The 12,762-nt window shown below is 60.1% G+C and carries 10 protein-coding genes; 6 read left to right on the top strand and 4 right to left on the bottom strand.

The genetic code is table 11. The features are described from left to right. The first annotated feature begins 2 nt into the window (after positions 1–2). Together SIB64_RS03240 and SIB64_RS03235 are read left to right on the top strand one after the other, a co-directional pair. Positions 3–503, top strand: a complete 501-nt coding sequence (locus SIB64_RS03240) for a DUF2062 domain-containing protein (protein ID WP_413441891.1) — start codon at positions 3–5, stop codon at positions 501–503. A 199-nt stretch (positions 504–702) separates the two neighbouring features. Next, positions 703–2,181 (top strand): sensor histidine kinase, encoded by a 1,479-nt coding sequence (locus SIB64_RS03235; protein WP_413441890.1) that lies wholly within the window; start codon positions 703–705, stop codon positions 2,179–2,181. Positions 2,182–2,197: 16 nt separating this feature from the next. Here the strand turns inward: SIB64_RS03235 and SIB64_RS03230 are convergent, their stop codons facing one another. Further along, positions 2,198–4,534: a RelA/SpoT family protein gene (locus SIB64_RS03230; RefSeq protein ID WP_413441889.1), complete on the bottom strand. Its 2,337-nt coding sequence runs from the start codon at positions 4,532–4,534 to the stop codon at positions 2,198–2,200. Positions 4,535–4,554: 20 nt separating this feature from the next. On the opposite strand from SIB64_RS03230, the gene SIB64_RS03225 reads away from it, so the two are divergent. The 4 genes from SIB64_RS03225 to SIB64_RS03210 all read left to right on the top strand — a co-directional run bounded on the left by SIB64_RS03225 (position 4,555) and on the right by SIB64_RS03210 (position 10,454). Then, positions 4,555–6,183 (top strand): ABC transporter ATP-binding protein, encoded by a 1,629-nt coding sequence (locus SIB64_RS03225; RefSeq protein WP_413441888.1) that lies wholly within the window; start codon positions 4,555–4,557, stop codon positions 6,181–6,183. A gap of 23 nt (positions 6,184–6,206) precedes the next feature. Continuing rightward, positions 6,207–6,881: a helix-turn-helix domain-containing protein gene (locus SIB64_RS03220; RefSeq protein WP_413441887.1), complete on the top strand. Its 675-nt coding sequence runs from the start codon at positions 6,207–6,209 to the stop codon at positions 6,879–6,881. Between the two features lie 161 nt (positions 6,882–7,042). Continuing rightward, positions 7,043–7,237, top strand: a complete 195-nt coding sequence (locus SIB64_RS03215) for a hypothetical protein (RefSeq protein WP_413441886.1) — start codon at positions 7,043–7,045, stop codon at positions 7,235–7,237. A 49-nt stretch (positions 7,238–7,286) separates the two neighbouring features. After that, positions 7,287–10,454, top strand: a complete 3,168-nt coding sequence (locus SIB64_RS03210; RefSeq protein ID WP_413441885.1) for a glycoside hydrolase family 9 protein — start codon at positions 7,287–7,289, stop codon at positions 10,452–10,454. Here the strand turns inward: SIB64_RS03210 and SIB64_RS03205 are convergent. The 3 genes from SIB64_RS03205 to SIB64_RS03195 are packed head-to-tail and all read right to left on the bottom strand — an operon-like array spanning position 10,445 to position 12,689. Continuing rightward, positions 10,445–11,446, bottom strand: a complete 1,002-nt coding sequence (locus tag SIB64_RS03205) for an RluA family pseudouridine synthase (protein ID WP_413441884.1) — start codon at positions 11,444–11,446, stop codon at positions 10,445–10,447. The two genes, SIB64_RS03210 and SIB64_RS03205, sit on opposite strands and share 10 nt — an antisense overlap. Next, positions 11,443–12,309 (bottom strand): ribosome biogenesis GTPase YlqF, encoded by an 867-nt coding sequence (gene ylqF, locus SIB64_RS03200; RefSeq protein WP_413441883.1) that lies wholly within the window; start codon positions 12,307–12,309, stop codon positions 11,443–11,445. The genes SIB64_RS03205 and ylqF overlap by 4 nt, the downstream gene beginning before the upstream one ends. Next, positions 12,306–12,689 (bottom strand): universal stress protein, encoded by a 384-nt coding sequence (locus SIB64_RS03195; RefSeq protein WP_413442849.1) that lies wholly within the window; start codon positions 12,687–12,689, stop codon positions 12,306–12,308. The genes ylqF and SIB64_RS03195 overlap by 4 nt, the downstream gene beginning before the upstream one ends. Positions 12,690–12,762: the final 73 nt, after the last annotated feature.

The raw sequence follows: 12,762 nt of genomic DNA, 5'->3' as shown, positions 1-12,762 counted from the left end.
TCATGCGCCGGCTGCTGCGCCACAGTCGCCTTCGAATCCGTCGGGGAATCACCTGGCTGTGGACGCAGGAAGGCACCCCAGGCCAGCGCGCTCGGGGTCTAGCCGCTGGCGTGTTCTGCGGCTGTTACCCCTTCTTCGGGTTGCAAATCTTTCTCAGCGTGGGCGTCGCCACGTTGGTGCGCGGGAACCATCTGCTCGCCGCCGCCGGCACTCTTGTGAGCAATCCCCTGACCTATCTGCCTCTCTACTGGTTCAACTACGTGGTTGGCTGTCATCTACTGGGCATGGGCGGCTCGGACAGCGATCTCACAGGAATTGATCGCACCAATCTGTGGAACCAGGGCTGGGCATTCAGCCATCGCATCCTGCTGGGCTCGAGCGTTGTCGCCGCTGTGATGAGTCTCGTCGTTGGAACTTTCGCCTTCCTCGTATTCCAACGGCGCCTGAATCAAGCCTCCAGACGCCACAGGATGACCAGCCGAGCACTGAACAGCGAGCTGTAATCAAAGCGATCTGTTGCAGCCTGCCACAGAGATCAGGAACGCAATGAACAACTCAGCAGCCACCACAAACATCGGCTGAAACCTTAAATTCCCCGTCCAAAAATGCCTATTGAATTAAGATAAAAATGCGATTAAAGCTTCGCTTTGATGTCGATATGAACTCTTTCACCGTTCTGAAACAAGAAAACTGAATCACAATATGACGAGCGCAGACCCACCAACCAGCACCGCCCAAAAAGAAAAGCATTGGTCGCTGGCGCGACGTTTTCTTTGGATCAGCGTGTCTGTCATCGTTGCTCAGTCTGTCATCAGCCTTGCGATCACGATTCAGCTCCGAAAGATCTTCAAACACAACCTTTTCAATGTGCGATCCAGTGCCGATGTGATCGCTCCTATCAGCCAGATCAACGACAAACTTGATCAGCTACCTGCCGAGCAGGCGATGAATTGCTGCAGCCAAGCTGATTATCAAGAATTAATTGAGCCCTTACGGCTCTACGACGGAAAAATTGGCTTGATCTATGGCAAACCAGGCCTGGCGGCAACCCGCAGCGGCTTGATCTCATTTGAACCGAACGAGCTTCAATCCTTTGCTGAACAAGCGATCGCAGCAGAAGATGGATTCACCATCCTCGATTTAAAACTCAACAAGGCTATTGCTCTAAAAGCAGTCAAACTCCCTGGCGGCCAAGCCACAGGACACTTTGTCCTCCTGAGGCCGCTGCTCAGTCAACCTCTGATGCACACCCAGAGCGTCATCAAATTTCTCTCTGAGTTGTTCCTGATCGGCATTACCACAGTGGTGCTGATCGTTGTGGCACGCAAACTCTTTAACCCAATCCGCAACATCAGCTCAAACCTTGCACAAATTGAACTGAGCAAACTGGAAACCGCGAAAGTTTCCACACAGAATGCACCAATCGAGATCCTTCCCATTCTCGATGAATTCAATCAGATGGTGAATCGCCTTCAGGAATCAGCCACCAATCAGAAACAATTTGCATCAACGATTTCCCATGAATTCCGAACACCCATCACCGTTGTTTCGGGATTCATTCAATCGGTCTTGAATCGTGACGATAACCTCTCCGACAGAACCATCACGTCCCTATCGATTGCCAATCAGGAAGCCCTGCGACTGAACAGAATGCTCAGCGACCTCCTTGATCTGAGCCGCGCGGACAACAATCAACTGACCATGCTGAATGAAACCTTCAGTGTGTCATCAGCGATTCAACAGACATTAAAAATGGCACGTTCGGCCCACAGCAATCCGATCTCGGACAACCTCGATCCCAACCAGAACATTCAGGCGGTTGGTGACCACGACCGCCTGATTCAGTGCCTGGAAAACCTGATCGGGAATGCCGTCAAATACTCCGATCCAGACAGCCCGATCGATGTTGTTCTGAATGCCCAGCAAGACTGGGTGGATGTGCTGATCCAAGACCACGGCCAGGGCATTGCCGCCGATCAACAGGAACTGATTTTCAACCGCTTCACGCGGGCCCAGGGCGTGACCTTGCGTCGTGGCCAGACCAGCTCCGGCCTGGGACTCTCCATCGTCAAAATGTTCGTTGAAGCGATGGGCGGATCGGTGAGCGTTGACTCCAGCGTTGGGGAGGGGAGCAGCTTTGGCATTCGTCTGCAGTCGGCGCCAAGCAAACCATCAAGCTGAAACCCAACTCCGGAGCTCAGCCCTCGCCCGTTCGTGCGATGTCAATCACATCCGCCATGGAACGGATCTGGTTCATCGTGCGGCTCAGTTGATCCGCATCGGATAGCTCCACCCGCAGATCGATCCGCGCAGGCCGTCCCTGCGCCGTGCGAACCCGAGCATCACTCACATTGATCGCTCCATCGGAAAGTCGCATCAGGATGTCCTTGAGGATGCCGACCCGATCGATCACCTCAATCCGCATCTGAACGGGGTACTGCTGCGCGGAACCACCAGAGGGCGTCCGCCACCGCACCGGCAGCCGCCGCTCATTCGGAATCGGTGAGACGTTCTCGCAGTCCTGACGATGAATCGTGATGCCGTGGTTGCCGAGCGCCACCGTGCCCACGATCAGCTCGCCAGGCAGTGGACTGCAACAACGACCCAGCCGGTAATCGAGGCCCTCAACCCCCAAAATCGCTCCCTCGTTTCCACTTCTCTCCGCTGCAGACTCCTTGCTCTTGCGGGGCACAAGCGACCTCGCCACCTCCTCATTGCTCGGCGGCGCAACCGTCTGAGCCGCCTGGAGACGGATCTCCTCCCGCAGGCGATTGAGCACCTGATGCAAAGTGACAGCACCAAAACCGAGGGATGCCAGCAGATCCTCTGAAGAGGGCACATTGCACCGCTGCGCCACCCGATGCATGGCCGCTCCATTGAGAAGCGCATCGAAACCGTCGCGGCCCAATTCCCGTTCGAGCAGGGTTTTTCCCCGCTCGATCGTTTCATCACGATGGCTGCGTTTGTACCACTGCCTGATGCGATTCCGTGCCGTTGGCGTGGCGACAAAATTCAGCCAATCCAAGCTGGGATGGGCTGTCTTACTGGTGAGAATCTGAACGAAATCACCGTTCTGCAACGACGTAGCCAGAGAACAAAGGCGATCATTGATGCGTGCACCATGGCAATGATTGCCAACCTCAGAATGAATGCGATAGGCAAAATCAACGGCTGTTGAGCCTTTGCGCAGCCCAAGCACATCACCCTTCGGCGTGAAGACAAACACTTCTTCGTCAAACAGATCTTCTTTGATCGAGGCGAGGTAGTCGTTGTGATCGTCGTTGCCGCCTTCCTGCTGCCAATCCACCAGCTGACGCAACCAGTTGAACCGCTCTGCCTCACTGCTGCTGCTCGCCGGCGAACCACCCTCTTTGTATTTCCAATGCGCCGCGATGCCGAATTCAGCCACGCGGTGCATCTCCAACGTTCGGATCTGAACCTCGATCGGACGATGGCGACCGATCACAGCCGTATGAAGCGACTGGTAGCCGTTCGGCTTGGGCAGACCGATGTAATCCTTGAATCGTCCGGGAATCGGACGGAAGGTGTCGTGCACCACCGCAAGAGCCCGGTAGCAGGCTTCCACGCTGGGTGTAATGATCCGCAGCGCCGCTACGTCGTAGATCTCGTGGAACGCCTTCTGCTGGCGTTGCATCTTGCTCCAGATGCCGTAGAGGTGCTTCGGCCGGCCACTCACTTCGCAACCGTCCAGCCCAGCGAGCGCCAGCCGGTCGTTGAGGAGGGCAACTGTGACCGCTAAGCGGTCCTCCCGCTCACTGCGCTTGCTGGCCACCTCATGCTGGATTTCCCGGAACGCATTCGGTTCCAGCAGCTTGAACGCCAGATCCTCGAGCTCCCACTTGAACCGGCCGATCCCGAGCCTGTTCGCCAGCGGGGCATAGATCTCGCGAGTTTCACGGGCGATGCGTTGCTGTTTCTCAGACTTCAGCGCTCCGAGGGTCCGCATGTTGTGGAGCCGATCGGCCAGCTTCACCAGCACCACCCGGATGTCGCTGGCCATTGCCAGAAACATCTTTCGCAGGTTTTCCGCCTGCGCTTCAGTGCGGTTGTTGAAGTGAATCCCTCCAAGCTTGGTGACCCCTTCCACCAGTTCCCGGACCTCGCTCCCGAAGTGCTCCTGAATCTGCTGGGGGGTGACGTCCGTGTCCTCAACGACGTCGTGCAAGAAACCCGCAGCGATCACGCTTGCACTGGCGCCGATGTCTCGCAGCAGATCCGCCACAGCCACCGGATGCACGATGTAAGGGTCGCCGCTGGCACGGAACTGCCCCTCGTGCAGCTGGAAACCGAAATCGAAGGCTGAAACAAGAAGCGCTTCAGGATCCGTGGGACAACTCTGGCCAATGCCAGGAGGCACATTGGCGATGCATTGCTTCAGCCACTCCGGAAGAGCGATGTCGTAGTCATCCGGATGACGGATCAGATGCCGCCGCAATTCAGGCAGACCGCAGGCCACTGGAACCGGAGCGTCGTCGGCTCTGGGGGTATCCGGTGAGGAGGCGGCGTTGAGCATCCGACCCAGCGGGTTGTCCCATGGTATTCAGTGCTGGGTTCTTCGTACCGTCGATGCCACAGCCGGTTCTGGAGCTCGAACAACTGAAGCTGCGTTATCCAGGCAGCGACAGCTGGACCCTGGACGGCCTCGACCTGCAGCTCCAGGCCGGCGAGAAGCTTGCTTTGGTGGGATCTTCAGGCTGCGGCAAGAGCACGGTCGCCCGTACTGTGCTGCAGCTGCTGCCCCCTGGCTGCGTCTGCAGTGGCGGGCTGCGCCTTACCGGTTCCGATCCACGCGATCTGGATCGACCGGCCTTGCGGAGGCTGCGCGGCCAAGCCGCCGGTCTTGTGTTTCAAGACCCCATGACCCGTCTGAATCCTCTGCTGAGCGTGGGCGGGCATCTGCTTGACACCCTGCGGGCCCACCGCCCCGAGCGCGATGCCAACTGGCAGCGCAGCCGTGCCCTCGACCTGCTGGACAAAGTCGGCATCGGGGCGCAACGGTTCCGCGCTTATCCCCATGAACTCAGTGGGGGGATGCGCCAGCGCCTGGCCATTGCCCTGGCCATCGCGCTCGAACCTCCGCTGCTGATTGCAGACGAACCCACCACCAGCCTGGATGTGGCTGTGGCAGGGCAGGTGATGGCAGAACTGAGCGAGCTGTGCGACGAGCTGGGCAGCGCCCTGCTGCTGATCAGTCACGACCTGGCGATGGCAGCCCGCTGGTGCGGTCGCATGGCGATGCTCGACGGCGGACAGAAGGTGGAGGACGGCGCAAGCCGAACACTGCTCACCCAGCCCCGCTCTCCGATGGGGCAACGGCTCGTCGCTGCCGCCCGGGCCCGGGAAGGCGGCCGTTCTCCGCAACGCCCCCAGAACTCCACCGTTCTGCAGCTGGACGATATGCGCTGTTGGCACACCATTGGCGGACTGCCCTGGGCGCCGGACTGGCTCAAGGCCGTGGATGGCATCAGCTTCGACCTCAGGGCAGGTGAAAGCCTCGGTGTGGTGGGTGCCTCGGGATGTGGCAAGAGCACGCTTTGCAGGGCGTTGATGGGCCTCACTGCGATCCGCGGCGGACGGGTGCAACTGCACGGCCAAGATCTGCTGAAACTGCGAGGCAGGAGGCTGCGCGTCGCACGGCGACGCATCCAGATGGTGTTTCAAGACCCTCTTGCCTGCCTCAATCCGGCCCTCTCCGCTGCCGACGCGATCGCCGATCCGCTGCTGATCCATGGCATCTGCTCAAAAGCGGTGGCTCGCGAAAAGGCCCGCGCCCTGCTCGAGCGGGTTGGCCTGAACCCGCCAGAAAACTTTCAGAATCGATTCCCGCGCCAGCTCTCCGGCGGGCAGCAACAGCGGGTGGCGATTGCGCGGGCCCTCGCCCTCAAGCCTGATGTTCTCATCTGCGATGAAAGCGTCAGCATGCTCGATGCTGAAGTTCAGGCGGATGTGCTGACTCTTCTCCGCGAGCTCCAACAGGACCTGGGCTTGGCGATCATCTTCGTGACCCATGACCTCTCCGTCGCCAGCGGCTTCTGTCACCGCGTCATCGTTCTTGACAAGGGCAGGATCGTGGAAGAGGGACCGGGAGATGCGCTGTTGGACCATCCCAAAGCCGCGATCAGCCGTACCTTGGTGGACGCCTGCCCGAGATTGCCCACCTAGTTTTGAAGAGGCTTGCCATTGTCATGCCCTTCAAGGACTTTCTCGAGGAACTGGGACTGCTGATTCACCATCGATCGGTGATCAGTTGCGTCTATCCAAAACTGGTGGCTCTTGAAGCGGTGAATGAACTCACCACGCTCAACTGCGCTTACCCCGGCTTGATCAGCACCTCAGGAGAAGCCGTACGCGTCCATCTTCAGCAGAATCAACACCCTGCAGTCGTTTTCGTCACTGAGCATCTGGTCGATGGCTCAGGCCTTGATCTGATTGAGGCATTGGGGGAATCGCCTCTCGATCACCGCGCCATCCTGATCCTGACCCACAACCATGCTCTCAGCCCTGTCGCCCTGGCGAGTTCGTCGCTCTCCGGGGTGGTGCTCGATCACAACATCGGAGGACCAACCTGCGTCTTGGTCGAAGCGCTCCGCGCTGTGAATCGGCATCAACGATTCATCGACCCTGAACTGAGCTCATCAGGAACCGCAGTTGATGACCGTGACAAGTTGAGCGAACGGGAACTGGAAGTTCTGAAACTTGTCGCCGATGGAATGAGCAATCGCGAAGTGGCAACTCAACTGTTCCTTGCCCCCGCCACAGTTCGTGATCATGTGCAATCTGTGATGCGGAAACTGAATGTGCGCAGTCGCACAGCTGCAGCTGTCGCAGGTTTGAAACAGGGGCTGCTCGCCGGTTCCTGAATCAAGCCACTCTTCTGAGATCAACTTGCGGGTGCAATTCATCAACCTTCGGTTGATCCACAACAATCAGATGCCTGCGAATCGGAAGCGGCACAATTTCGTTGCGCAAGGAGCGCATTAGAGCGGAAACCCAAGAACGGCGACAACGGACCCGGATGACCATGGAAGCAATCGCAGGTGAAGCACCATCAAAGTCAGATCCGCTGAAAAGTCCAGCTATTCCTGAATTCGGTAGCCACAATCACCACTGTCCGCCCAAACCTTGCCTGCTTTTGTCAGGAAATGCTGGCATTTGGCGTCAGATTATCCGCTTGCGCCAAGCCATTCATCTTGAAACACGTCACCTGAAGGATTGAGTCAGAGCGGACCTGTCCCGGACGCTTGGGTGACATCGTCTTCAAGCTCATGACCGGCTCCTATGTGCCGATCACCGCATTCGGCTCGCTCGGTGGCAGTGCGCACACCTCCCACGACGCGTTGATGGGCGGGCGAACGCCGATCACCACAGAAGCGTTCGAGGCTTACAACAACCTGCGGAGATTTCTGGGGCTTGATGCGGTTGAACTCGAGATGGTCGGGCGCTGGGCGTTCGCGGAAGGGCTCACCAATAACGCCAACGCCTGGGGCCAGGACACCTCCGGCGTTGGGCTCTGGTACGCGATGCAGGGCGCAAAGGTGGGCTGGATCGCTGATGGGGCTTACGAGCCACAACTGATCGCTGAGCTGCAGCGCACCGCACGACTCGGCGATAGCGAAGCGGTTCTGACGCTGGCCCGACGCGTTGATCGCCCTGGGTTCATCGAACATCTGGAGACGACCGGTGGGCTGGAGGCGTTTATCAACACGCTGAAGATGGAGCCCCACCACGGCGGCTGGATGCATTCCCGCGCCCATGGCTGGCTGGAGATCGAAGGGGGCGCCATTGCCCATGACATCAACCACCTCACGGTGCTGAGCCATGACCAGAGCCAGCCCTTCATGAACGACACGTTCGATTGGCCGCAATGGCCTGCGTTGACGGTCCCCGATGCGGTGGTGATCGACTATTTCCAGAGCATGGTCACCCTGAGTGATCCAACGGGCGCCAGCCCGGACAACAAGCGACCCACACCCGGCCGCCAACCCGCCCCCACTCCGGCACCAATCCCTGACCCTGACCCGGAACCACAACCCGATCCACAACCCGATCCAGATCCTCAGCCAGTACCCGATCCAGCACCACAGCCAGATGCATCCCTCTCCGTCGCGGTGGATGGCCAGCTCTGGTGGAACGGCTTCACCGCTGAAATCACCCTCACCAACACCTCCTCCAGAAACCTCAACAACTGGAGCTGGAGCTTTGAGAGCCCCCACACCATCAGCGGCGACCCCTGGGGTGCGCAGCTCTCCTCCAGCCAAACCAGCGATGGCTCCTACCGCCACACCCTCACTGGCATGGACTGGGGCCGTTCCATTCCTGCCGGTGCCTCCATCTCGGTCGGTTTCAACGGCAACCAGGGTGCCCCGATCGGTAACAGCGGATCCCTCAACGCTGAACTGCTCTTCACCAACACCGATCCAATCCCCCCCACACCCAACCCAATTCCAACTCCAGATCCAACGCCGACACCAGCGCCAGCTCCACAGCCAACACCTGATCCAGCACCTGACCCACAACCCGATCCAGATCCTCAGCCAGTACCCGATCCAGCACCACAGCCAGATGCATCCCTCTCCGTCGCGGTGGATGGCCAGCTCTGGTGGAACGGCTTCACCGCTGAAATCACCCTCACCAACACCTCCTCCAGAAACCTCAACAACTGGAGCTGGAGCTTTGAGAGCCCCCACACCATCAGCGGCGACCCCTGGGGTGCGCAGCTCTCCTCCAGCCAAACCAGCGATGGCTCCTACCGCCACACCCTCACTGGCATGGACTGGGGCCGTTCCATTCCTGCCGGTGCCTCCATCTCGGTCGGTTTCAACGGCAACCAGGGTGCCCCGATCGGTAACAGCGGATCCCTCAACGCTGAACTGCTCTTCACCAACACCGATCCAATCCCCCCCACACCCAACCCAATTCCAACTCCAGATCCAACGGCGACACCAGCGCCAGCTCCACAGCCAACACCTGATCCAGCACCAACCCCTGACCCTGACCCGGAACCACAACCCGATCCACAACCCGATCCACAACCCGATCCGCTGGACACCAGGAGTTACAGCAGCGCGCTGGGCCTGTCGCTGCTCTTCTACGAAGCGAACCGGTCAGGAGATCTCGATGAAGCCCGCAACCGGGTTCCCTGGCGCGGTGACTCAGGACTGTCCGATGGCCGTGATGGCATCTATTTCGGTGATGCGACGGCAGCGAACCTGCAAGCCGATCTGAGCCTGGATCTCAGCGGTGGTTATCACGATGCCGGCGATCACGTGAAGTTCGGGCTGCCCCTGGCCTCCAGCCTCTCCAGCCTCGCCTGGGGTGGCATCAGCTTCCCAGACGGCTACAGCAATGCTGGCGAGATGGATGCTCTGCTAGATGCTGTGCGCTGGGGCACGGATTACCTGCTCAAGGCGCAGGGCCTGGATCAGAGCGGTGCGACAACCTTCTTCATTGCCCAGGTCGGCGATGGCCACAGCGACCATGCGCTCTGGAGCGCTCCGGAAGTCCAGACCATCCCACGGCCGGCCATGGCCGTCACCCCAGACAAACCCGGCTCCGATGTCAGTGCAGCCAGTGCCGCAGCCCTGGCTTCCGCCTCGGTGCTGTTTCGCCAACAGGGGGATCAGCTCTACGCAGACACCCTGCTGGAGCGCGCTGAATCCCTGTTCACGTTTGCCGATCGCTATCGCGGCAAATACTCCGATGCGATCACGGGTGTGCAGAGCTTCTACAACTCATGGAGTGGGTACAACGATGAGCTCGCCTACGGCGCTGCCTGGCTGGCCAGGGCCATGGAGGCCTCCGGTGCAGATGGATCGGGATACCGCTCCATGGCGCAGGACACATACCACCAGTCCATCGGAGGCCTGAACAACGGCTGGACCCACAACTGGGACGATTCCTCCTATGCAACAGCAGTTCTCCTGGCGGAGGACGCCAGGGACCCAAAGGCCCTCGACGATGTTCGCAACTGGCTGGACAGCTGGGTGGATGGACGGGATGGCGTAACGATCACTGCTGGCGGCCTGCGCTTCATCAGCCCCTGGGGCTCACTGCGTTACGCCGCCAACACCGCGATGCTGGCGGGCGTCGTCGCCGACACCCTGATCGACCCCAACGGTCGCTACAGCGACCTGGCCCGCGACAGCATCGACTACATCCTTGGCGACAATCCAAGACAGGCGAGCTATGTGGTCGACTACGGCGACAACTCACCGCAGCAGCCGCACCACCGGGCCGCCTCCGGCGTGGGTTGGGCAGACTTCAACGCAGATCAGCCGAATCGTTATGAACTAAGCGGTGCCCTGGTCGGTGGGCCATCGGCCGCCGATGATTTCGCCTACACAGATGCCCGCAGCGATTACATCTCCAATGAAGTGGCCATCGACTACAACGCCGGCTTCACCAGTGCGCTCGCTTACTTAAATCAGCTCTGATGGACACGGCGCCGCAACACGCTTATCAGCTTGTCCATCACTGCGGGTAAGGGGGCCTCGAACACCATCCGTTCCCGTGTGATCGGATGGTCGAGGCCAAGCTGCACCGCATGCAGAGCCTGCCCAGGCATCTCAACTGGCAACTTGCGGCAGCGGCTGTAGGTGGGGTCCCCCACCACCGGATGGTTCATGTGAGCGCAATGGACCCGGATCTGATGGGTGCGCCCGGTGTCGAGCTTGAAACGCAGTAGCGAGTAATCACCCAAACGCTCCACCAGGCTCCAGTGGGTGCAGGCGTATCGGCCGTTCGCACCACTCACCACGGCGTACTTCTTGCGATCGGCCGGATGGCGGCCGATCGCGCCAACGATCGTGCCGCTGTCGCCGTTAGGGACCCCATGCACCACAGCGAAATACTCGCGGGAGGCGATCCGCTTCTGAATCTGCACCTGCAGCTTCACCAGTGCCTCCTGGCTCTTGGCGATCACGATGCAACCGGTGGTGTCCTTGTCGAGCCGATGCACGATGCCGGGCCGGAGCTTGCCACTGATCCCCGGTAGATCCGGACAGTGATGCAGCAATCCGTTCACCAGCGTTCCATCCTTGTTGCCCGGGGCGGGGTGCACCGTCAGACCAGCGGGTTTGTTGAGCACGATCAAGTGCCCGTCCTCAAACAGCACATCAAGGTCCATCGGTTCCGGCTGCAGATACGGCAGCGGCTCCGGCGGTGGCATCCAGAGCTGCACCTCATCGCCCTGGCGCAAAGGGGTTTTGGCCTTCCCGGCTTTGCCATTGACCCGCACATAACCGGCATCAATGAATTTCTGGATCCGCGCTCGGCTCTGCTCCTTGCGCTGGCTCACCAGCCAACGGTCCAGCCTCATCGGCAAAGGCTTTGGGTAAGTGAGCGTCAGCAGCTCCCCCTCCCCTTGTCCGAAGTCATCGGTGAAGGTCTCCTCAGGCAGGGGTGGCCGCCGCCAGGTGGGGCTCATGCCGGCAGCTCCAGGGCAATGCTGCCCAGGGCGGATTTGCGGAAATCATCAAGCAGACGTTGGGCCATCCGGGCCGTATCTCCGGATGTATGCCGCGCGGCGGCCCTCTGCACCCAGATCGCGAGATCAACCTTATCACCCGTCAAGGGAATGCCGTATCGCTTCTCAACCGCAGAAAGAACAACACCGGCCGCCACATCAACCTGAAGACCAATCAACCGTTCCAGAAAGGCCTGTGCCACTAGTTCGCCGTCATAGGCCGCTTGGCCGATGTCATCACACAGCGCCAAATGCAGAGCAGCCTCTTGATCGTCGAGCCGGGGGGGCAACACCCCTGGCGCATCGAGCAGATCCAGGTCCTGGCCGAGACGCACCCAACGCAGCGTGCGGGTGACCCCAGCGCGCCTGGCACTCGCCACCACCTTTTGTTTGACCAAGCGATTGATCAGGGCTGACTTACCCACATTCGGAAAACCAAGGGTGAGGGCACGTACGGGCCTGGGTCGCATGCCCCGGTTGCGCCGCCGTTCATTTAGTTGATCGCCAGCGCGGATCGCCGCCTGCTGCACCTGTTTTACGCCGGTCCCTGCCTTCGCATCACACCAAACCGTGCGTTGCCCCCTGGCCTTGAACCACTGCTCCCAGGCTTGCCGCGCGGCCGGCGTCACCATGTCGCGCCGATTGATCACCAGCAGGTGTTGCTTGCCCTTCACCCAGCGATCCAGATGGGGATGACCGGTGGCCAGCGGAATGCGGGCATCGCGAACCTCGATCACCAGATCGACCTTGTCCAGATTGCGGCTGAGCTGCTGCTCCGCCTTGGCGATATGCCCGGGATACCACTGAATCGCCGGCGTGCTCACGGCACCACCAACACCGGGCAGGGGGCGAGCTGAATCACCCGCGCCGCCGTGCTCTGGCTGTCCTGCTGGAGATTCACGCCCCGGGTGCCCATCACGATCACATCCACATTCAACTCGTCCGCCACATCACAGATCACGAAGGCGGGTTTGCCCTGGCGCTCGATCACCTCGCAGGGCACGCCCATCTGCTGAACCTCAGTTTGCGTGCGCTGCAACAGCGCCGCCACCGAATCAGAATCCCCCATCCCCGGCCGCTCCGGCTCCACCACCGACAACAGCAGCAAACGGCTGTCATGGGTTTGGGCCAACTCAAGAGCTTTGCCGGCCGTCTCCAGCGCTTGCCGGCTCTGATCGATCGGGAAGAGAACGGTTTCGAACATGGACTGAACCTCGCTCAGACCCTTTTCCACGTCCTAGCGCTGCTCAGCCCGGGCAACACGGGTTAATCTCCCA

Origin of the sequence: Synechococcus sp. MIT S1220, from assembly GCF_047303025.1 — a bacterium.
GTDB lineage: Bacteria > Cyanobacteriota > Cyanobacteriia > PCC-6307 > Cyanobiaceae > Parasynechococcus.
The sequence above is the reverse complement of the archived record's forward strand: the minus strand, read 5'-3'. Positions and strand labels throughout refer to the sequence as shown.